This window comes from Rufibacter roseolus (genome assembly GCF_017916365.1).
GTDB classification, from domain to species: domain Bacteria; phylum Bacteroidota; class Bacteroidia; order Cytophagales; family Hymenobacteraceae; genus Nibribacter; species Nibribacter roseolus.
In genome coordinates, this window is the sequence record NZ_JAFMSU010000003.1 from 1 (window position 1) to 22,924 (window position 22,924).

General features: G+C 51.0%; 12 protein-coding genes. 5 read left to right on the top strand and 7 right to left on the bottom strand.

Translation table 11 applies throughout. The features are described from left to right. Positions 1-536 precede the first annotated feature (536 nt). The 5 genes from J3P35_RS15915 to J3P35_RS15935 all read right to left on the bottom strand — a co-directional run bounded on the left by J3P35_RS15915 (position 537) and on the right by J3P35_RS15935 (position 13,145). Positions 537-3,533, bottom strand: a complete 2,997-nt coding sequence (locus tag J3P35_RS15915) for a PAS domain-containing sensor histidine kinase (RefSeq protein WP_210465661.1) — start codon at positions 3,531-3,533, stop codon at positions 537-539. Positions 3,534-3,864: 331 nt separating this feature from the next. Further along, the gene (locus tag J3P35_RS15920; RefSeq protein ID WP_210465663.1) at positions 3,865-5,181 is read right to left on the bottom strand and encodes an amidohydrolase family protein; all 1,317 of its coding nucleotides are present in this window, start codon (positions 5,179-5,181) and stop codon (positions 3,865-3,867) included. Between the two features lie 57 nt (positions 5,182-5,238). Beyond that, complete coding sequence (locus J3P35_RS15925; RefSeq protein WP_210465665.1) at positions 5,239-8,292, bottom strand: amidohydrolase family protein; 3,054 nt, start codon at positions 8,290-8,292, stop codon at positions 5,239-5,241. A 398-nt stretch (positions 8,293-8,690) separates the two neighbouring features. Beyond that, complete coding sequence (locus tag J3P35_RS15930; protein ID WP_210465667.1) at positions 8,691-11,393, bottom strand: T9SS type A sorting domain-containing protein; 2,703 nt, start codon at positions 11,391-11,393, stop codon at positions 8,691-8,693. Positions 11,394-11,594: 201 nt separating this feature from the next. Beyond that, positions 11,595-13,145, bottom strand: a complete 1,551-nt coding sequence (locus tag J3P35_RS15935) for an amino acid permease (protein ID WP_210465668.1) — start codon at positions 13,143-13,145, stop codon at positions 11,595-11,597. 609 nt (positions 13,146-13,754) lie between these two features. Here J3P35_RS15935 and J3P35_RS15940 point away from each other — a divergent pair. The 4 genes from J3P35_RS15940 to J3P35_RS15955 all read left to right on the top strand — a co-directional run bounded on the left by J3P35_RS15940 (position 13,755) and on the right by J3P35_RS15955 (position 19,716). Beyond that, positions 13,755-15,014: an exonuclease SbcCD subunit D C-terminal domain-containing protein gene (locus J3P35_RS15940; protein ID WP_210465669.1), complete on the top strand. Its 1,260-nt coding sequence runs from the start codon at positions 13,755-13,757 to the stop codon at positions 15,012-15,014. Between the two features lie 408 nt (positions 15,015-15,422). Then, entirely contained in the window at positions 15,423-17,042 is a 1,620-nt protein-coding gene (locus tag J3P35_RS15945; RefSeq protein WP_210465670.1) for a catalase, read from the top strand. A 483-nt stretch (positions 17,043-17,525) separates the two neighbouring features. Continuing rightward, positions 17,526-18,461 carry a pyridoxal-phosphate dependent enzyme gene (locus J3P35_RS15950; RefSeq protein WP_210465671.1) on the top strand — a complete coding sequence of 312 codons (936 nt, stop codon included), beginning with the start codon at positions 17,526-17,528 and terminating at the stop codon, positions 18,459-18,461. A 196-nt stretch (positions 18,462-18,657) separates the two neighbouring features. Further along, complete coding sequence (locus J3P35_RS15955; protein WP_210465672.1) at positions 18,658-19,716, top strand: NAD(P)-dependent alcohol dehydrogenase; 1,059 nt, start codon at positions 18,658-18,660, stop codon at positions 19,714-19,716. Between the two features lie 101 nt (positions 19,717-19,817). On the opposite strand, the gene J3P35_RS15960 is transcribed toward J3P35_RS15955, so the two are convergent. Together J3P35_RS15960 and J3P35_RS15965 are read right to left on the bottom strand one after the other, a co-directional pair. Beyond that, positions 19,818-20,687 (bottom strand): WD40 repeat domain-containing protein, encoded by an 870-nt coding sequence (locus tag J3P35_RS15960; RefSeq protein WP_210465673.1) that lies wholly within the window; start codon positions 20,685-20,687, stop codon positions 19,818-19,820. 378 nt (positions 20,688-21,065) lie between these two features. After that, positions 21,066-21,917, bottom strand: a complete 852-nt coding sequence (locus J3P35_RS15965) for a M28 family peptidase (RefSeq protein WP_210465674.1) — start codon at positions 21,915-21,917, stop codon at positions 21,066-21,068. 175 nt (positions 21,918-22,092) lie between these two features. On the opposite strand from J3P35_RS15965, the gene J3P35_RS15970 reads away from it, so the two are divergent. Next, entirely contained in the window at positions 22,093-22,875 is a 783-nt protein-coding gene (locus J3P35_RS15970; protein WP_210465675.1) for a transporter, read from the top strand. The last annotated feature ends 49 nt before the right edge of the window (positions 22,876-22,924 follow it).

Below are 22,924 nucleotides of genomic sequence, written 5' to 3' on the forward strand. Positions count from 1 at the left end.
ATCCGCAATAGATGCGGAAAACTTTTTCTTTCCTTTTGCGTCTACCCTAAGTTCTGTGTCCCCTCCGGTTGAGCGGGCTGCAAAGGTAGCAGAACTCTTTCAGCTTCCAAGGCCTTTTTTTCGGAAGAAGGTCCCTTTTTGCCGTCCCCTGCCGGAGCCTGAGGCGTAACCCCGCTCAGGGCTAAGGAGTTCCCTTCGTGAATTTTTTCTCAATGGACACCTTTCGGCTAAGAGCCCCTGCTGGAACCTGGGCTAGAACTACTTTGGGGCACCAGGAAATTCCCATGGAGGAAGGTTTTTACTTCCACTTCTTTGGAGAACGGCTCCCGGCCGGTGCCTGGGGAAGAACTATCCAGGGGTGCCGGGAAGTTCCAAGATGGGGTAGATTTTCTGCAGGGTGATTGGAGGATTTCTCAACTAGCTTGCGCCTGCGCCTGACCTTGCTTCCTTACCCCGAGGCAAGGTGAGCTCCACCCTGCCTTATTCCCCTTAACCTTCAATCCTTATTATACAATAAACATTCACAGATAATTAGATTACTTGTAGTTTTTCAGCCATACCTTGAATGTAGAGCCTATGTTTAGTTGGCTTTCCACCGTTACATATCCGCCTAATGCCTCGGCTTGTGTTTTTACTAAATAAAGGCCTAAGCCTCTTCCAGAGACATGGAAGTGAAACCGCTTGTACAACCCAAATAGGTTTTTGCCCTCTTTTTCCAGATTTATGCCCAAACCGTTGTCGCTAACAGAAAGGCAGAGCACCTCGTCCTGTTCATGAAGTTCTGCCTTAATGCTTAGAATCAAGGGCCGGTCCGGTGATTTATACTTCACAGCATTGGTTAACAGGTTACTTAAGATGCTACTCACATAACTCCTTATCGAACCAATCTCTTCAATGCCGTTCAACTCAACCGCTACTTTTTCATAACTGTCGGCTGGCAAAAACTGGATGGCTTGGTCTACTATCTCAGGCAGAAAAATGCGCTCCCGCTCTTCCATGAATCCGGCCTGGAGGCTTAGCATTTCATTCAGGTCTCTTATTATATAGTCCAGGTTCTGGGCAGTCTGTTTTAGCCTTGCAGTAATGCCTTCCTGAAATTCTTTGTTATCTGAAGTATTTAACAGCGAGGTCAGCCCAAGTATGTTGGCTACAGGAGAACGCAGGTTATGGGACACTATATAAGTAAACTGCTCTAAGTGACGGTTCCGCCGGAGAAGTTCCTCGGTAAGTTTAGCGCGCTCCTCTTCTGCCTTCTTCTGTTCAGTGATTTCTGTTTCAATAACAATGAACTTCTTCCTGCCCCCGGTAACATCATCTATAATAGGAGTGACATCCAGCTTGGACCAGTAGACCTCTCCTGTCTTACTGCGGTTCTGCACCTCTTGCACAAACGGTTTGTCATAGGCCAGCTTCTTCCTGATCATGGATACTCTCTCCGGGTTAGTTTCCGGTCCCGCCAGAAGATCACCCGGCTTGCGCCCTATTACTTCTTCCAGGGTATACCCTGTTACCCTGGTAAATCCTTCGTTCACCCATTCAATACGCCCTTCTTCATCTGTGATGTAGACCGAGTTCACGGTTTTACTGGCCACCAGCGAGAGTTTCTTCAGCTCTGCCTCTACTTTCTTGCGTGCGCTAATGCCTTTGATAAATACAGACAAGCCTTCTTCAGAGGGGTAGGCACTAACGTCTAGCCATTTATTCAGGCCATCATAGAAAATCTCAAAGTGTACGGGGTGTTGCAGGTCAATAGCGCGCTTGAACTTAGCGTAGAACTTGCCGAACTTCTCCGGCGGATACACCTCCCTGACATCCAAACCATGCAATTCATGGCTCTTCACCCCCAGCGAACTTTCAAACTTGTTGTTCACATAGGTAAAGCACCAGTTCTTGTCCAAAGTAAAGAAAGCATCTTTGATACTCTCCAGAATACTGTTTAACCGCCTGGCAGTTTCTTTCAAAAGCCGCTGCTGCTGCTTGGTCTCAGTTACATCCTTTGCAATTCCGTGGATACCTATTAATTCACCTCCTACAATCACTGGTACTTTAGTGATGGCCAGGTTCAGCTTTTCACCCTGGGCCGTTAAGATAACCGTCTCTGAAGTGCTAGACACCCCAGCCAAGGTTTCCTCGTAATCGGCTAGGGTTTCTTCTACCCAATCTGGGTGCAGCATCTGCACAAAGTTCATTTTGAGCAGTTCCTCTTCTGAGTACCCGCTGCAGGCCACTGTAGTAGCATTCACCGATGTGAAGTTGCCTTCTTTATCAAGCGAGTAAACGCTATCTGGATTGTTCTCAAAAAGCGCTTTATACAGCTTTTCGCTGCGCTCTAACTGATTCTGGGCTTCCAGGCGATCGGTAATATCCCGGGAATTGATGATGATGCCATTGATGGCCGGATGATGGAAGCAGTTCACACCTTTGGTCTCAATCCAGCGCCACTCACCAGACTTGGCTTTAAAACGGAAAGGTTTTGTTTTAAGGTCTACCCCAGCCATGACTTGTTCAAAATCGGAAAGGATTTCGGGGATATGGTCTGGGTGGATAAAATCAAAGGCTTTGTACCCCAGCAGTTCCTCGGGCTCAAAGCCAAGGACGTGCCGCACGCTGCCACTCACAAAAGTGTAGGTGCCCTCCTGGTCAAGGATACAAACCATGTCATGCCCTTCCTGAAGCAAGGACTGCAGACGATAATCATTTTCCCGGTCCTTTGAATCATTCAGTACCTCTTTGGTGATGTCGCGTCCGATGCAGTAAACCTTGCTTTCTTCTTTTATTAATGAGGAGGACCAGGAGAAGTAAATGACTGACCCATTTTTATGAATGTACCGGTTCTTGAAGTTTAGAGTAGAGGAATTCTTAATCACCTCTTTCGCGTCATCTGCCGTCTTGGCGACATCTTCTGGGTGAATGAATTCAGTACAGTGCTTCCCTATCATTTCTGACGGGGTATATCCCAAAATAGAATGACAGGCCTGATTTACATGCAACAAATAGCCATCCAGGGAAAAAGTACAGATAAAGTCTGCGGTTGAGTCCAGAACCAACTGAAGTTCACGAACCGTGTTTTTCAGTTCCTGCTGCTGTTTTTCAATACATTCCTGAGAATCCTTCTCGGCTCTGAGGTCGCGTACATGCACACTCACAAATTGAGCACCTTTAGAGGTGGAGAACGTTCTGGAACCCAGTTCAACAGGAATCTTTATGCCCGACTTGTGTACCAGGTTCACCTCGCCCTTATAATGCCCATGCTCCCTTCTGGCTTTGAGCGCAAATTCCCACCTGTCATCACTTAAATCAATTAATCCCGTCCGCCCTTCTTTTAAAAGAAACTCTTTTGTTTGCCCCACTAACTGGCAGATGGCAGAATTGACAAACAGGAAAGTCCCGTCTTGCTGTACCAGCATCATAGGTTCATGGCTATATTCAGCCAAAGCATACATCAACTCAAAGTCTAGTGGTGAAGAGGTAGATCTTGGCAATTCTGTTTCCTGGCTAATTTTATAATGGTCGTTCATCTTGTAGGCATCCATAAGTTAAAAATCCATTTTTACCAAAATGGATTTAACTCACACCGGCAGTATTCTCATATTACGAAAGGCACGGTTCAGACAAAAGTACGCCACATTTAGATAATTTCAATTAGACCCGTCAACTATAAGTGAGATAGATATTTACACATTGAAAAATACTATAAACCTACCTTTACTTACCTGATTAAAGCAAATTTTATCTTAAACCAGGAATATTTTGTTTTAGTTAGTTTAACAAGCCCTGTTTTATCGTTATTTTTAGAAATAATGGCTAAAAACAGAAAAGCCACCTTAAAAGGTGGCTTTTCTTGTACATCAAAAATATACAGGGCTATTTCCCGATATCAGCTTTGCTTTCTCCCTGATACTTACCGTTGAATTTGTCATACAGGTACTTCTGCTTGTCTGTCAGGTTCAACTGGCGTCCCTGGATAAAGGCATGGCTGATTTTGTTTGTGCGCATGTCCAGGATATCGCCTTCTGAAACCACCAGGCTGGCGTCTTTGCCTACCTCCACCGAGCCTACCTGTTTGTCTACGCCCAGAATCTTGGCGGCATTGAGAGTCACAGAAGAAATCGCCTGCTCTTTGGGCAGTCCGAAAGCTACGGCCGTGCCGGCAATAAACGGCAGGTTTCTGGAACCATGCAGGCTGGCGTCGTAGTCCAGGCAGAACAAAACTCCGGCCTGTTGCAACATGCCCGGCATTTTGTAAGGCAGGTACACATCATCGCCGGCTCGGGCTGGCAAAGCATGCACCCCAGAGTAAATCACCGGGATGCTGTTTTCCTTCAGGAAGTCGGCTACCACCAGGGCATCACCGCCACCCACAATCACCATCTGTTTTACGCCTGCTTTTTGCGCGAACCGCACAGACTCCACAATCTCTTTCCCATAATCAGCGTGGATGAAAAGCTTTTTGGAACCATCAAACAAGCCACCCAAAGAAGCAAGCTTCAGGTTCTGGCGGTCGTTCTTCTGGTCTTTGTAGACTTTCGCCTCTGCCAGCAGGGCTTCCAGTTCCTGCAATCCGGTCTGCCGGGCCTGGCGGCGCTGGGCCACTTGCGGAGAATTGTCAACGGATTGCTGCACCATGGCGGGCCAGCGCAGGTGGATACCGGCATCGGCTTTCACCAAGGCATCTTCCCAGTTCCAGGCATCCAGCTGCACCACCGAGGACGACCCCGAGATCATGCCGCCCACCGGAGTGATCTGCGCCATAAGCACACCGTTGGAACGGAGCGTAGGCGTGATGTCTGAATCTGTGTTGTACGCCACCACTGAACGGACGTTGGGGTTGAACAAACCAACCTCCTGTTGGTCCAGCGTGGCCCTTACAGATTCTACCTCGTTCAACCCGATCTGGCTGTTGGGCAAAATCATACCTGGGTAAATGTGCTTGCCGCTGACGTTGACGGTCTCATAGGCAGTACCACCCGCATTGAACCCGGAGGACGGACCGGCATAAGTGATTTTCCCTTCGTTGAAAGCGACGGTTGCACCTTCCACCACCTGGCCGTTTCCCACGTGCAGGGTGGCCCCGGTGAGCACGGTGGCTTTGGATTGCCTGGCCGCCGGTACGGGCACCTGGGCCCAGGCAGCGGAGGTGCTCACGAACAAGGCCGCCGCGAGCAAAAGACGATGTTGCATGTTTTTAGAGGTAAGGCTTACCACTGTATTCTTTAACGTTTGCATAAAGTGGTCTCCTTATTTTTGATGATACTCAGATTCCTGATACGTTTCTTCAGAGCCGGTGCCCAGGTCTTCGCAGTGGAGCACCTGGTCTGCACCCCGGCGCGATGGCGCAGCGGACTGGGTGCGCTCTCCGCGGGATTTAGCTGCCAGCATTTTGTTGATGAGGCGCAAGCGCTCTTTTTCCTGCTCTGCCTGCAGTTGCTTGTCCTGCTCCACATCAAAGTAAGCGATACCGTCCACGAAGGTTTTCTCCGGACGGGCATAGATAGACAGCGGATGCTCATTCCAGATCACCACATCGGCGTCTTTCCCGGCTTTCAGGCTACCTACTTTGTCATCCAGGTGGAGAAGTTTGGCTGGGTTCAGGGTCACCATCTTCAAGGCGTCTTCCTCAGAAACCCCGCCGTACTTCATGGTTTTGGCGGCTTCCTGGTTCAGGCGGCGGGCCATCTCGGCATCGTCTGAGTTGATGGCGGTGGTCACGCCCACATTGTGCATGATGGCGGCGTTGTACGGAATGGCGTCTTTCACCTCCATCTTGTAAGCCCACCAGTCAGAGAAGGTAGAAGCCCCGATGTTGCGGGCCTTCATCTTATCGGCTACTTTATACCCTTCCAGGATGTGGGTGAAAGTATTCACCCGGAAGCCCATCTGGTCAGCCACTTTCATGAGCATGTTGATCTCAGACTGCACGTAGGAGTGGCAGGTGATGAAGCGCTCGTCTTTCAGGATTTCAGAAAGGGCGTCCAGTTCCAGGTCGCGGCGCGGGGCCGGCGTTTTGGCTTTCTGCGATTTGGAGAGCTTGTTGTAATCAGCGAGAGCTTTCTGGTATTCCTTGGCGCGCTGGAAGGCGTCTACCATTACCTGCTCTACGCCCATACGGGTCTGCGGGAAGCGCACGTTGTACTGCGGCGAGCGGTTAGACTGCTTCACGTTCTCACCCAGGGCGAATTTGATGAACGGATCTGCGCCTTCAAACATCAGTTTCTCCGGCGCCTGACCCCAACGCAATTTGATGATGGCCGACTGTCCTCCAATGGGGTTGGCCGAGCCGTGCAGCAACTGGGAAGTGGTCACCCCACCGGCCAACTGGCGGTAAATGTTCACCTGCTCGTGGTTCACCACATCGGCCATGCGCACCTCAGAAGTCACGGCTTGGGTGCCTTCGTTCACGCCATCCAGGGCGATGTGCGAGTGCTCATCAATGATACCCGGGGTTACGTGTTTACCGGTACCATCAATGACCTTGGCCCCGTTAGCAGAAAGGTTTTTACCTACCTGCGCGATCTTGCCGTTTTTCAGCAGCACATCGGCGTTCTGCAATTTGCCTTCTTTCTCGTTCGTCCAGACGGTGGCGTTTTTGATGAGGACGGTCTCTGCTTTCGGCAGTTCGGTTCTCCCGAAGGCCGCAAACGGGAAGGTAAGTTTACCCAAGTTCAGGGCTTCGTTAGAGCGGGAACGGGCGGTGTCGCGTTTGGCTTGCTGGGTAGCGGCTTCGGAGAGAAGGGCAGTCCATTTCACCATCTGGGCATCTGGCAACTGGGCCTCGCCTTGGAATCCTTTGCCAGTGTACCAGCCGGTGAGCCGGATGCTTTCTTTCCCGTTTTTGGCGGGCGCAAAGGTCATGGTGAGCAATTCACCGCTTAAAGAAAGAGTGCCTTTCAGAGTATCCTGGGCCACTACTTTCAGTTCTGGTTTCTCAGGCGTGCCAGAGATGAGCATGCGGCGCTCTGGCTGATTGGCTACTTTCAACGTGTAGACACCCCGGAAATCGGCGGGCGTCTCACTGATTTTGTATCCCTGGCCCTGTACCCAGTTTTCCAAGAGCAGCGTGGAGGCATCAAACAGGTTACCCGAAGCTACCAGGAAGTTGGCTTGCATGCCTTCACGCAGCGTACCCACGTACTTATCGGCTTTGAGCAGTTTGGCGGGCGTGAAGGTAAGGGCTTTCAGGGCTTCCTGCTCAGACAACCCGTAGGAAGTAGCTTTGCGCAGATTAGGCAGAAACTTGCTTTTATCGCGCAGGTCAGCGGTGGTGAAGGCAATGGCAACTCCTTCTTTCACCAGCATGGCCGGGTTGGCCGGTGCCATTTCCCAGTGCTTCATTTCCTCAATACCCACGCGGCGGGCATCATAAGGGTCTTCCACGTTGTAGGCATCGGGGAAGTTCACATTGAGGATGTAGGCTGCGTTGGTGGCTTTGACCTGGGGCAGCATCTGGTACTCATCGCCCTGGCCTTTGAAGATGTACTGGTAACCAAACTCGTCACCCACTTTGTCGGCGCGCACGGCGTTCAGTTTGTTGCTTACCTCAAAGATCTGCGGCAGGCGGTTCAATTCATTGAAAGCTTTAAGCGAGATGTTCTGCTCTTTGTCCTGGTTTTTGGCATTCCACTGAGCATCAAGGTAGGTCTGGCGCAGCAGGGCGATGGAACCCATGATGGAGCTGGGGTATTCCTGAGTGGAAGAACCTTTGTCCAGCGATAAAGCACCGGCGGCTTTGTCCAGCAAAATAACCTGGTTTTCCTTTTTGTTCGCCAAAGACACCAATGACGCAGCGCCGCGGGCGATTCCGTCCTGGTGGATGGTCAAAACGGCTCCAAAACCAAGCTTGCGCAGTTCTTCGGCGGCTTTGGTGTCTACTTTGAATAGTTCTACCGCATTGGTCTCTGGGCGGATGGCCTGGTTCCAGTTGAAAGCGCCTTCTTTTTTAGACTCGGCCTGCGGCGGGCTGTTGAAGCTGAACGAACGGGCCGGCGGCGTGGGCACCCCGTAGCTGGTGAATGGGTCCACGAAACCGGGGTACACGGTCTTACCTTTCAGATCGGTGACCATGGCGCCCTGGGGCACGGCTACTTTGGTACCCACGGCAACCACTTTGCCGTCTTTGATAACCAGGGTGGCGTTCTCCAGCCTGGTTTGGTAATCCACGAAAATGGTGGCATTGGTGAAGGCCCGCAGTCCGGAGCGCTCATCATACACCCCATTGCGCGGGAAAGTCTCCTGTGCCCGGCTCTGCAGCGACAAGGCCGCCACCGCTAGCACGGAGAGAAATACTTTTTTCATGGGAGCTTGAATAAGGGTTTGTTTGTGAGATTGTGTTTGTATGGAAGAGGAAAAATAAAGAAAACAAACCCTTAAAAAAAGCTAATCAACACATATTCTATTTCTTTGATATTATCGCAAAAACAGGCCTAAAACAAAATCATATTCGCAAACAAAAAGCCCGATCCAATTATGAACCGGGCTTTTGCTTAGGATGTTAAATCTTCTCCTTATTACTGAATTGTCAATCTATATCTCTAGGCCCTGTACTTACAGGCACGAAGGCCAACTACTCTGGTTACCAACCAATAAGTATCTACTTACAATTAAAGGCTTGGCCAAACATGTTTTAGACCTATTCTATCAAAAACCGGCCTAAAACAAAGCTCTTCTGGGGGTCCTCCGCTGTCTGAAAATGATTATCTCACCACCAGTTTCTCCACCTGTTTGCCTTTGTTCGTGTAGATCTCGGAAATGTAAAGTCCCGGAGCCAGGTTGGCGATGGACAGCTGCAATTCCATGGTTGGAGAGTACTGCTGGTTAAGAATTACTTTTCCACTTAAATCATGCAGGATTAGCCCGGTGATATTGCTTTGCAGGCCCACTACGTTCACCTTATCTGTGGCAGGATTAGGGAACAAACGGACCATCTTTGGTTTAGAGGAAGTTCCCTCTTCCAGGGGCGCCGATCTAATCACGCCCGGATCGCGCCATGTGGTAAATCCATAGGCAGTTTTGCCTCCGGCAAAGGTAAAGCCCCCGGCTACCCAAAGTTGGTCTTCCAAACCCAGCATGCTGTACACAGATCCGTTCACGCCGCTGCCCATGGCTTTCCAGTCACCTGCCCGGTTCAGATAAGCCATCCCGTTTACCCCAGTAAGATCTCCGGCGTTTTGGAAAATCCCTCCCACAAATAGAAGCCCGTTGTGCCGATACACATTGGTAACGCCTACCACGGTACCACCACTTATATTACCCACTCCCTCCCACTTTCCATCACCGGTTCCTTTTACCAAAGCACCCGTGCTTACCCCATTCACTCCGTTGAACAAACCTCCCACATAGAAGTTATCCTCATCCCAGATCATACTCCGGATCATGTGATTGAATTGCCCCACACTGCTCCAGTTTTGACCATCCCATTTAGACAGATCAGACATCTGGGTATCATTGCCGGGCAGCCGTATGCCTCCCCCGGCATAGAGCGCTCCTTCATGGTACAGAAGACTATAAACCCTGCCGTTCAAATCAAGTCCGGGGCCCAAAGAGCTCCAGGCCCGACCATCCCATTTAGCGATGTTGGCAATCTGCAAGTCGGTTCCGTTGGAGTTGCCAGCCAGCTCCAGAAGGATTCCTGCTACATAAAGGTTAGTGCCATCAGTTGCCAGCGTGTATACTTCTGAGTTCTGATAACCACCTACTCCCCTTCCTAATGCGTGCCATTTCTGGCCATCCCACCGAGCCACATGGGAACCAACCGACCAATCATCAACGTCGGTGACGCTAAAAGAACCGCCCACGTACAGGTCATCGCCAATAGTTACCATATCATTGATATTAGCGCCATTCAACCCGCCGGCAAGGGGTACCCAGTTTTTGCCGTTCCAGCGGGCAATGTTCTCTACCCTATCGTGCCCTATTTTGGTGAATGACCCGGCCACGTACAATTCCCCTTTGTGCACCAGAAACTTTCTGATGTAACCATTAGCGGCAAAGAAAGGCTTCCCTGAAAAGGTACGCCATTTTAAGTCTAAGGTGGGGTTTGCAGGATCAAAAGGCGCGCGCGCCATGCCGTAAATTACGGAATCTCCCGCAAAAAGAGTGAACTCACCGTCTATTTCGCCATGCACCATTCCATTGGCGGTAACCGAACCGCCAAACGTCATTATTTCATTTTCATGGATGAGCAAGTCGTTTACTCCAGCCAGTCCAGTACCAATTGGTCTAAAATCTTTATCCTTCGTATAGACTGCCACTCCATCTGCTTTTGTGCCCACCACATTGTCAAACTGCCCGCCAATATAGATGGAACCATTTACCACCTTGATGATTTTCACCTCGCCGCGCTCTACGCCAGACTTAATCCCGATGTTCTCCCCATTGGTAAAGGCAGACCAGGTTTTAGAATCTATATCATAACGGGCTAATCCATTGAGTGTCTTCCCGTCTATGGTTACAAACATACCGCCGGCCAATAAGGTATTACCACCTTCCTCCTCCAAAGCGAAATGGAAAATTGGGGTATCTGCGCCTTGGTCAGTGGTCCCCATCTGGTGCCACTCCCCGTTTTGGTAGTAGGCTACGTTTTTCAAAGCTTTTCTACCAACCTGGCTAAAAACCCCGCTTATGAAAAGCTTATCGCCGTGCAGGAAAGAGGCAGATACGCCTCCGTCTGAACCGCCGGCCAGACCCGCCCACTTCGTCCCATCCCAAACCGCAATGTTGCCGGTGCCTTCCACTCCGTCCACGTTGGTGAAACTACCTGATATGTACAGTTTACCGTTCTCTTCATCTGATATAAAATCTTGCACAAAACCAGAGGCAAGCCCAGGGCTCTGGGGATTGTTGCTGACCGGGTGCCACTGGTTGCCATCCCATCTGGCTATACCGTATGCTTTTACTTTGCCTACTGCCTTGTAGTAACCTCCGGCATACAACTGGCCCTGGTGCCAAACCAAGGCAGCAACGGGGCCATTAAACCCGTCTCCCACTGGGTGCCATTTCTGACCATCCCACATGGCCACATTCCTGGCCCTGGCATTCCCTATGGTGGTGAACTCACCGGCTGCATATATTTTATCTCCTACCTCCAGAACGCTTATAATATTTCCATCTGTCCCGCTAAGGCCATAGTTCTCACTCCAGAACTGGTCACCCTCTACCTCAATATTCTTGAAGTTTGCCGAAGAAGGCGTAATCAGAGCATCTGCAAAGGGCAAATTCTGAGGTTGAGAGAAATCCCTTTGCACTTGCAGGGAGGCTTTCCCGCTCTTTCTGAGTTTGTAGAGTTCCTGTGGGTTCCAGGTCTGCGCACTAATGTTTTCCCCGGAAAGGAAAAGCACACCTAGCATCAAAATGAATAACCCAAGCGGTCTGCGAGACTTGTAAAGTTCTTTTATCATAGGGCTTAATGCGGGAAGAATGAGGATTGGATTTCTTGTACAGACAGAGAATAAACCTGTTTCCCCTAACACCAATCCCAAAATCAATGCTATTGCTTTTGCAGAACACCTGAAAAGCTGTTGGAATAGTTGAGGTTGGCACAAACAAAAAGCCCAGTCCATGGCTGGACTGGGCTTTTGAAAGTATGAAAACGAGGCTTATTACAGGTTTTGTTCTTTCCGGATAACGCTGTTTTTCTTTCCGTAAACAAAGTAGATAATAATACCAATGGCCATCCAGCCCAGCAGACGGTACCAGGTCTCGGCAGGAAGACCGGCCATCATGCCAAGGCAAACCAGAATACCCAGAATAGGCACCAACGGCACCAACGGGGTTTTAAACGGACGCGGACGGTTAGGCTCTTTCACGCGCAGGTACCAAACGCCGGCACACACAATCACGAAGGCCAACAGCGTTCCGATGGACACCAGGTGACCCAGTTCATCCACGGAGAAAGCACCCGCTACCAAGGCACAGATAAGGCCGGTTAAGATGGTACTCACGTGCGGAGTTCTGAATTTTGGGTGCAGTTTACCAAAAATAGGAGGTAAAAGACCATCATTGGCCATGGTGTAGAAGATACGTGGTTGAGACATCAACATCACCAACATCACCGAAGAAAGACCGGCAATTGCCCCAATCTTGATCAAATCACGCAGGAAAGTGTAACCAGTTTTCTCAATACCGATGGCAATAGGCTCAGCTACGTTCAGCTGGCTGTAGTGCACCATGGCAGTCAAAATACCAGATACCAGAATGTAAAGAATAGTACAGATAACCAGTGAACCTAAGATCCCAATTGGCATGTCTTTCTGCGGGTTCTTGGCTTCCTGGGCAGTTGTAGAAACGGCATCAAACCCAATGTAGGCGAAGAAGATTACCCCGGCAGCTCTGATTACGCCGCTCCATCCGTACTCTCCAAAACCACCTTTGTTCTCAGGAAGAAAAGGAGTCCAGTTTTCTGAAGCTTCAGCTGAGTGACCAAACAGGTAGTTGGCCCCGGCCAGAATGAACAGGATCACAACCCCCACTTTAATGATAACTGCAATATTGTTAACCTTGGCAGACTCACTCATGCCACGCACCAACAAAATAGTTACCAACGTGATGGCAATGGCTGCCACCAGGTTGAAGATACCGGTTGCGTGCGGCAAAGTGGCAATATCCACGCCTTCAGAGGCCAGAGAAGTGGTTAATTGCTCGGTTATTCTAACCCAGGCATTGTTCTTTTCAATAAACACCATCTCCACACCAGAAGCGCTGCTCCATTGCGGCGGTATGTTAACACCCAAATCTCTCAGGAAAGACACCACGTAACCAGACCAACCCACCGCAACAGTGGCCGCCCCGAAGAGGTATTCCAGAATCAAATCCCACCCGATGATCCAGGCCACAAACTCGCCCAAGGTGGCGTAGCCGTAGGTGTAGGCAGAACCGGCAATCGGAATCATGGAAGCGAATTCAGCGTAGCAAAGACCGGCGAAAGCACAGCCTAAACCAGCCAGGATAAATGCCAGCACAATGGCTGGCCCAGTGTACTGTGCAGCCGCACTACCCGTTAACACGAAGATACCCGTCCCGATGATAGCCCCCACCCCTAAGGCGATAAGGTTACCCGGACCAAGGGTTCTTTTCAGGTTGTGCGCCCCTTCACTAAAGGCGTCAGCGCTAAGCTTGTCAATTGACTTCCTAGCGAAAAGTTGGTTTGCCATAAAATGCGTAAAAGTTAGGGAATAGTTTGTTTGTTGTTCGCTTTGTAAAAGGCTTGAAGGGGCTAATATAAGTACTTTTCGCAAGAAGCCATGCAGGCGCTTCTATTTGGCGGGTGCTTTCCCCGCAAATGCCTCCAGCCCAGGCGGGCGTTTTTATAGCCGTTTTCTGAAAATCAGGTCAGAAACAGGTCTTCTTTTTCCTGCATTTCAGGGTGGCTCAGGATTTCAATTACTTTGTTTCCAAGAGTATAATCACCAAAAGCAGCATTCGGGCACTTTCCTTTGGCGGTCATTTATTCAAACGCTTCCGGCAGAAGCACACGCAAGCGGTATTCACCCTCCAGGCTTCTGCGGCAAAGGCGATAAATACGGCAATCCAACTTTTGCCAGGCGCCTTGCCAGGCTGCATGCATCCATCCTTCAGGATGAATTGTTACGCTGGCCCGGCTTTGTGATACAGGTTCTCACCCAAACCCTTATACGGTTATGGCCTGTTTTTCGGGAAAGGGCGGCACAATGTATTTTAGGTTTTTCCTGTCAGCGGGGTCTTTTTAATTGTGGCCGCTTTTGTATCTTCGGGCTACCATGCAAGAGAGGAACCGCGGCAAGATGAGAGTATTACATACGGCAGACTGGCACTTGGGCCAGCGCCTGGCCAACCAGGAACGCACCGAGGAACATCGGGCTTTTCTCAACTGGCTCTGCCAGACTATCTGCGAAGAGAAGATTGACCTCCTACTCATTGCCGGCGATGTCTTTGATACAGGTTTCCCCTCCAACACGGCCCTAAAACTGTACTATGATTTCCTGCGCGAAGTAAAAGGCACCTGCTGCCGCGAGCTGGTCATCATTGGCGGAAACCATGACTCCGTTTCCACCCTTAACGCACCGGCCGAACTGCTGCGCCATTTCAACGTGCACGTGGTAGGCGGTGCCCCCGCTCAGCCCCAGGACCAAGTCATTGTGCTATCCGATGAGGAAAACCAACCCAAAGCCGTGGTCTGCGCCGTTCCTTTCCTAAGAGACAAAGACGTGCGCCTCTCGGTACCCGGTGAGACCGGCGAAGAGCGGGAAGCCCGCCTCAAGCAGGGTATCTGCGACCATTACCAGAAATTGGTACCGCTTATCCAGGAGTTCAAGCAGCAGGGCGTGCCGGTCTTGGCCACAGGCCATTTGTTTGCCGCCGGCGGCAGCGCCTCAGACAGCGAGAAGGAAATCCACGTGGGCAACCTGGGCCAGATCTGCGGCGACCAGTTTCCCGCCGAGTTTGACTACGTTGCCTTGGGCCACTTGCACCGTCCGCAGGTAGTGAACAAGATGCCGCACATCCGCTACAGCGGCTCGCCCATTCCGCTGAGCTTCTCTGAAATCACCGACCGCAAGCAGGTGGTGGTCCTTGATTTTGAAGATGGCCAGCTCAGCGATATTCGGGAAATAGAGATTCCGTGCTGGCGCAAACTGGTTCGGTTCAAAGGCACCATTGACGAGGTGCTGCCCAAGGTGATCGCGTATGACAACGCCGACCGTCCTTACCCGGCCTGGGCCGAGGTACAGCTCCAGTACGAGCACAACCTGCACGACCACACCGGCAAACTCCAGGAGGTCTTCGCGAAGCATTCCCAGATTCAGTTGCTCATCCATCGGCCGCTGCGCACCATTGACACCCAGACCTTGGACCAGCAGGTTCAACCCGAGCAGGACCTGGCTGACCTGAAGCCCAAAGAGGTTTTCCTGAAAAAGTGCGAAGAAGCCCTTGAAGCCGACAGCTACCAGAACCTACTCTCCACCTTTGATGAACTGCTGGAGCTCATGCCCCAGATGCAGGAAGAGTCGCTGGAAACCTCGGCTTCTGAGCTCAAGGTGCTCTAGCCACCCGGCCTTTCTTAAAAACAAGCAGCAAACACCTTTTCTGTTTCAAGGCTGATTTCACCGAAACAGCCTTGAAACGCTATTCCCATTCTGGTCTATTCTAAGGCCAGTGAGATAAAATTCCTGGTAACACACCAGGGACAGCCATCGGCTTGGCAAATCCTTCAGGGTATTGCCATGTCCCTATCCGCCTTTGCTCTTTTACAAGCGACTTGCCACCCATTATAGATGCCTCCTATAAAGTAATAGCTATTATCAATTTGATAAATAAAGGCCAATCCGGGACCTTTAGACCTACAATCTTGGGTGTTTTACTTGCAGGAGGTTAGCAAAGAGATCCCTTTTGGCAAAACTTACTCATCTGTACCGCGTTAATATTATTTATCATCCTTAATCACCAGTCATTCTATGGAAAAAGATCAAAATCAATCCAATGGTCAATCTGGAAGCAACCATGCCAGCAACGGTCAGGAGAGGCAAAACCTCACTACCCGGCAGGGGCATCCGGTTACAGACAACCAGAACCTCCGGACGATAGGTGCCCGTGGCCCTGCTACGCTGGAGAACTATCACTTCATTGAGAAAATAAGCCATTTTGACCGGGAGCGGATTCCTGAGCGTGTTGTGCACGCCCGAGGCGCCGGAGCCCACGGTGTTTTTGAAGCCTATGGTACTGTAGGCGGAGAGCCTATTGCTAAATATACCCGTGCCAAACTGTTCCAGGAAAAAGGAAAGAAAACCGATGTATTCGTGCGTTTCTCTACAGTAGGTCACGGCGGTCACTCGCCGGAGACTTTGCGCGACCCCCGCGGTTTTGCGGTTAAATTCTACACCGAGGACGGAAACTGGGATCTGGTGGGCAACAACCTTAAGATCTTCTTCATTAGGGATGCCATGAAATTCCCAGACCTGATCCACTCCCAGAAACCAGACCCGGTAACTAATATTCAGAGCGGCGAGCGCATCTTTGACTTCATCGCCAACACCCCTGAGTCCACCCACATGGCGACCTTCCTGTTCTCGCCCTGGGGCATTCCGGCCAACTACCGGCAGATGCAGGGCTCAGGCGTGAACACTTACAAATGGGTGAACGCCAACGGAGAGGCCGTTCTTGTGAAATACCACTGGGAGCCGTTACAAGGCATCCGGAACCTGACCCAAGCTGAGGCCCAGGAAATCCAGGGCAAAAACTTCAACCACGCCACCCAGGACCTGTTTGATGCTATCAAAGAGGGCAACTTCCCAGAGTGGGAACTGTGCGTGCAGATCATGAGCGACGATGAGCACCCAGAACTGGACTTCGATCCGTTGGATGACACCAAACTGTGGCCAATTGAGCAGTTCCCCTTCCTGCCAGTGGGCAAGATGACTTTGAACCGCAACCCCGTGGATTACTTCAACGAAGTAGAGCAGGCCGCCTTCGGGACCGGTGTGCTGGTAGACGGGCTGGAGTTCTCAGATGATAAAATGCTGCAGGGCCGTACCTTCTCCTACTCAGACACCCAGCGTTACCGTGTAGGACCAAACTACCTGCAATTGCCTATCAACGCGCCAAAAGCCAAGGTGGCCACAAACCAGCGCGGCGGCCAGATGTCTTTCCACACTGATTTTGGCGAAGGTCAGAATCCGCACATCAACTACGAGCCCTCTACTTTGGGCAACATCAAGGAGGCCCCTAAAGCCGGCAAAGATTACCAACCACGCTACGAAGCCAACCTGGTGCGCCAGAAAATTGACCGTACCAACGACTTCAAGCAGGCCGGCGATACCTACCGCAACTTCCAGGACTGGGAGCGCGACGACCTTATCACCAACCTGGTGAACACCCTGGCTACCGCCGATAAGCGCATCCAGGACAAAATGATTGAGCACTTCACCCTCGCCGACGAAGATTACGGCCGCAGAGTACGGGAAGGCTTGGCCAAAACTACCAAGTCCCAGGATGACAAAGGCCCGATCGGGGCAATATCTCCTCAGGAAGGTATAGACCAAGCCAAACAAGTGTCACATCCGGCAGATCCTTATTAATCTGTTTTTTGAAATTCAGGTCAAAAACGGCTACCTCTTGTAGGTGGCCGTTTATTTTTTCAGGCGGAGTGAAACTCAAACCTGCCATCTCCTGGCGTGCGCCTACCCCCAAGAGGGGAATTTTTCTACAAAGTAAAGGGCCTAGCTCTGCTTTATATTTATATAGTTTTCCTCAATATAGAGTTATACTCAACATCGGTCTGTCCCTTTACAGACCGAAAGACAAACTGAAAGCCAGCCTTCTAATCTTTGGCCTATCAGGGGACAGGCTAAGGATTAAGAAACAAAATGGGCTATGGGAACGGTATGGGAAGGGAAACAAGCCTAAACATCCCCAATGCGTGGAAGCCCACTCTGCCGGAATTCTCCTCCTGTGAGAGGCAGGGGTGGGTTCTCATGTCAAGCCGAACATCCTTGCCCAAAAACCTTCTCCTTTTACCGGCTTTTGTTTCCTTTGCAGAGAGAACCTATCACCTACCCTATATGCAGAAAGAAGATCTGCTTGCCACGCAAGCCAGAATAACACCCCTTATCCACCGGACCCCGGTCCTTACCTCCCGACTGCTTAATGAAATCTCCGGCGCAGAGGTATTTTTCAAGTGTGAGAATTTCCAGCGGATGGGCGCTTTCAAAATGCGGGGCGCCGTGAATGCCGTGCTGCAGCTCTCTGAGGAACAGAAAACACAGGGCGTGGTCACCCACTCCTCCGGTAACTTTGCGCAGGCTTTGGCGCTGGCGGCCCAGAGCATTGGCGTGAAAGCCTACATTGTGATGCCAGAGAATGCTCCGCAGGTAAAGAAAGACGCGGTGCGCGGCTACGGTGGCGAGATCATTGAATGCGCCTCCAACCCCATCGCGCGGGAAGAAGTGGCCGCCCAGGTAGAAAAAGAGACCGGGGCTTATTTCATTCACCCGTCTAATGACAAAGACGTGATTCTGGGCCAGGGCACGGCGGCCATGGAACTGCTGGAAGAACAACCTGATCTCCGCTATATCTTCTCTCCGGTGGGCGGCGGCGGACTCATTGGCGGCACGGCGCTGGCGGCTCATTTCTTCGGGAGAGACTGCAAGGTGGTTGGCGGTGAGCCTTTTGAAGCCGATGATGCGTACCGTTCCCTAATTAGCGGGCAGATAGAATCAAATGACACCACCCACACCCTGGCCGATGGCCTCAGAACCCAGCTAGGCGACATCAACTTCCCCATCATCCGGCAACACGTGGAAAAGATCATCAGGGTAGAGGAAAAAGAGATCATCTCGGCCCTGAGGCTCATCTGGGAACGCCTAAAGATTGTGGTGGAGCCCTCCAGCGCCGTGGCTTTGGCCGCCCTGTTGCGGAACAAGGAAGATTACGCCGGGCAGAAAGTGGGGGTGATTTTATCCGGGGGAAATGTTGACGTAGGCAACTTACCGTTTTAGGGCCGCTTTAAGAAAAAAGGCCCTAAACGCCTTGAAACATCGGCTTTCCAGTAAGTTGGTTTACTGTAGAACAGCACCTGTGTAGCAGGCTTTTGGCTTCTCAGGCTAGCTGAACTCAAAAAGGAACAAATCTCTGCGGCATTCTTCCCGTATCTTTAAATTCACCTCATCCATCCGTAACACAAAAAATAAGATTATGATAGAAACCAAAGGTTACGCCGCTTTTGACCCTAACTCGCCGCTGGCTCCGTTTAACTTTGAGCGCCGGGACGTGGGTCCGCACGATGTTCAGATTGAAATTCTGTTCTGTGGCGTATGCCACTCAGACCTGCACACCGCCAAAGGCGAATGGGGTGGCGCCATGTACCCGGTGGTACCCGGCCACGAGATAGTGGGCCGCATTGTGAAAGTAGGCGACCACGTACAGAATTTCGCCGTGGGTGAAATGGCCGGGGTTGGCTGTATGGTAGACTCCTGCCAATCTTGCCCCAGCTGCGCCGATGGCCTGGAGCAGTACTGCGAAAAGGGCTTTACAGGCACTTACAACAGCCCGGAGCGTGGTTTAGACACCCCAACTTACGGCGGATACTCTAACCTTATTGTGGTGTCAGAGAACTTCGTTCTAAAAATTAGAGAAGACCAGGATCTGGCCCGCGTGGCGCCGCTGCTGTGCGCCGGTATCACCACTTACTCGCCGCTACGTCACTGGAATGTAGGCCAGGGCCACCGCGTGGCCGTGGTAGGCTTGGGCGGATTGGGACACATGGCCGTAAAACTGGCTGCCTCCATGGGCGCCGAGGTGACCGTTCTAAGCACCTCTCCTTCCAAAGAAGCCGATGCCCAGTCTCTGGGAGCCCACAAGTTTGTGGTAACCAAAGACCCAGAGGCCTTGAAACAGGTTACCGGTTATTTCGATTTCATCATCAACACGGTTTCTGCCAAGGTGAGCCTTGATATGTACGCCAGCCTCCTGCGCCGCGACGGCACCATGATCCTGCTGGGTGTTCCGCCGGAAGCCCCGGAACTGCACGCCGGTACCCTTATCTTCGGGCGCCGCAGAATTGCGGGTTCCCTTATTGGTGGCATAGCGGAGACCCAGGAAATGCTTGATTACTGCGCTGAGCACAACATCCTGTCAGACATTGAGGTCATCAACATCAACCAGATCAACACAGCCTATGACCGCATGCTGGCCGGCGATGTAAAATACCGTTTTGTAATTGACATGGCCAGCCTGGAGAACACCAGCGCTTAGGTTATTCCAACTTCCATATTTCTTTAAAACAGCGAAGCCGACCCAAAAAGGTCGGCTTCGCTGTTTTAGGGCTCCTTTTACAGAAACAGCCCTGAATCCATTTAGATCACAGACATCAGTTGGATAGAATTAGACGCTTTGGGACCCAGGATCACTTTGGAATCGTCTTTGGAGATGGAGATGCGGTTAGAGGAGGTTCCTTTTAAGACCGGGGTGTCCTTCCCGTTCTCCAGGTCAAAAACCTTCACCGTGGAATTACCCGCATTGGAGTTGTACAACAGTTTGTTGCTGTTGTTGAAGAAAGACATGCCGTTGGCGAAATCGCCGGACCCGTTCTTTTTCACGGCTTTCACCTGCTTAAAATCATCGGTGTCATAGATCCGGATGATGTCATCGGCTTGACCAAAACCCACCGCCAGGAAAAGGTCATCAGGGCTGAGGGCCATGTCTGTAGGGGTGGCGTAGTTTGTATTGAAGACCTTGATCAATTCCCCGTCCTTGGAGGAGAAGATGTTGATGCGGCTGGAGAACCACACATAGAACCGATCTCCGCGGTTGCTGAACACAATCTTGGAGTCTTTGGCGGCGTAGCGGGGCTTGCCCACGCGCTGCCAGGTATCAGTGTTATAGACCTGGATTTCATTGTTCTGCAGCAAAGCCACCAGCCTGTTCCCCGACATCACCAACTCACGCACCTTGGCAGGCAAACCGGTAATGGTCTTTACCACGCTCAGGTCACTGGCCTGGATTATCTTAATGGATTTTTCCTCTCCGCCGGTCACAATGTACTTGCCGTCTTTGGAATAGGCGCAGGACAGGGCTACTCCTTCGTGCACCTTTTTGAAGCTTACGGGGTAAGATTGGTTTACGTCCCAGAGATACAGCATTCCTTGGTTCCCCACCGATACAAACTGGTTTCCGTCTGGGGAGAAGACCGCATTCTGGAACATCAGGTTTTCCTCATGTTTCATGAGGGCAAGGGGTTTCAGCTTGGTTTGGCTAAAGGAAAAATGGGAGGCTAAACAAAAACAACCTATTAATAATAGGGGGGTACCTTTTTTCATAACTAAAGAATAACAATATTTTATATTCTGCGAAGTACAAAATTTTAATAAAATATTGCAAAACATATTTTCTGTTTTTTCTTTCCAGATTAAACAATTGAAATTCATCTATCGCTTACCTCACTAAAGCAACCTAATCGCTCATTTATATAGAAGAAATAAAATATTCATGATTAAACCTGGGAATACGGGTATGGTTGTCACTTGGAATCTTTCTTTCACTTTACGCATACCAAACCACGCATAACATTGGCAGTCAAGGCGATGAAGCCAGTTCACGTTCTTCTAAAAATTCAACATAGCCGCATAGACGCCACGCACAACTTCGGTCATCCGGGCGAAATCAAGGGTGTCAATGGTATCGGTTTTCTGGTGGTAATGTGGGTTGCGCAGGAAAGAGGTGTCGTTGATCATGACGGCCTGGTAGCCCTGGGCCCAGTAGTTGCGGTGGTCTGACAAGCCTACCCCAGGTAGTTCCGGTGGAGCCGCGATGGACTGCACGTCTATGCGCGAATGCTCCTTCATGAACTGCTGCACCCGCTGCACCGTTTTCTCCTGCCCGACTCTGCCCACCACCACAATGAAGTTCCCGGTGCTGGGATAAAGCTTCCGGAGAGACTCATGCTGATATTCCTGGGAGTTGGGCTTGTCTGTGAAATACCCGATCATCTCCAGGCAGATCATCAGCTTCACATCTACTTTGTCGCGCTTCATGGATTTGGCGTGCACGGCACTCCCCATTTTCTCGGTGGCAAAGTAGGGTGGCTCCTCAAAGTTGTAAGCGACAAAATCAATGCGGTGTTTCACCTCAGGCTTCTCCTCGTGCAAGGCGCGGGCCAACTCCAGCAGACCAGCCACGGCACTAGCATTGTCATCGGCGCCTGGGGTTTCGCCGCAGGCATCATAGTGCGCCCCCACAATCACGCGCGGTCCGTCCTGGGGTCCGTAAGACAGAATGTAATTCTGGAAACCCTGGTGCAGGTCCTGCTTGCTGACACGCCCGCTTAGCTTGCAGAACTGGGTCTCAATATAAGCGGCCGCTTTTTTCAAAGACTCTGGGTGCCCAATGCTGCGTGGTGGGTCAAGGGTGGTCAGGAATTGGACATCGGCGTAGAGGCGGTCACGTTGGATTGGCATAACGGCTGGTGGATAGTTCCTGCTTTTTACTCTTACCTGCCTTTGGGGTTGCTTTGTAGCCAGGAGAATAAATACGGTTTATGGCGTGTTTTTCCAGATTTGGCCCTTACCAAGAGACGCCTTCTCAACTAAAACCAAGCCGACCCGTACCCAAAAGGCATATTTAGAAAATCATATGAAGAATACTATACTTATTGCATTTTTCGCCCTTTGCCAACTGGGCGTCTGGGCCCAGGAATCTGACCCCGAATTTGAAACAGACCGCCCTACCCGCACCGAGGCCGCCAGCCTGGTTCCCCGCGGGTTTTTTCAGCTGGAGACCGGCTTCCAGTACCTGAAGCAGAAAAAGGAAGGCATTGAAAACAAACAGTGGCTTTACCCGCAGGCTCTTTTAAGGGTTGGCGTGCTCAAAGCCGCCGAGTTGAGGGTGGAGGCCACTTACCGCCGGGAAGACTACCGTTTGGGGGAATCTTTGCTTACGCAGGAAAAAGGCCTGAGCACCGTGCGGGTGGGCACCAAGGTGAACGTGGTGGAGGCGAAGGGAGCAGTGCCCCAGGTCACCGTCTTGGGCATGCTGGAATTGCCGTTGGGCCAAGACGCCTTTGAGCCGAAGAAAGTGGCGCCAGAAGTATTGCTCCTGTTTTCCAATGACCTCACCGATAAAATCAAGCTCCAGTATAATGCCGGATTTCAGCGCGAGCGCGAGGAAGACCACATGGAAAACAAACTGGAGTACTCGGCTTCACTGAGTGAAAAACTGAGTGACAAACTCACCTTGGGCGTAGAGTTCTTCAGTGAAAAGCCCAAAGGCAGCCACGCCGAGAACCACATTGATGGCACTATTCAGTACTTAGTATTACCCAATCTGCAACTGGATGCTATTGTAGGCACTGGTGTCGCTTCCCATGCCCATGAAATATTCGCCGGCGGGGGCCTGAGCATCAGACTACCTAAATAACCTAAATATTTAGATGCTGTAAAAGGCCCTACCGTAATCCCATTTTTTA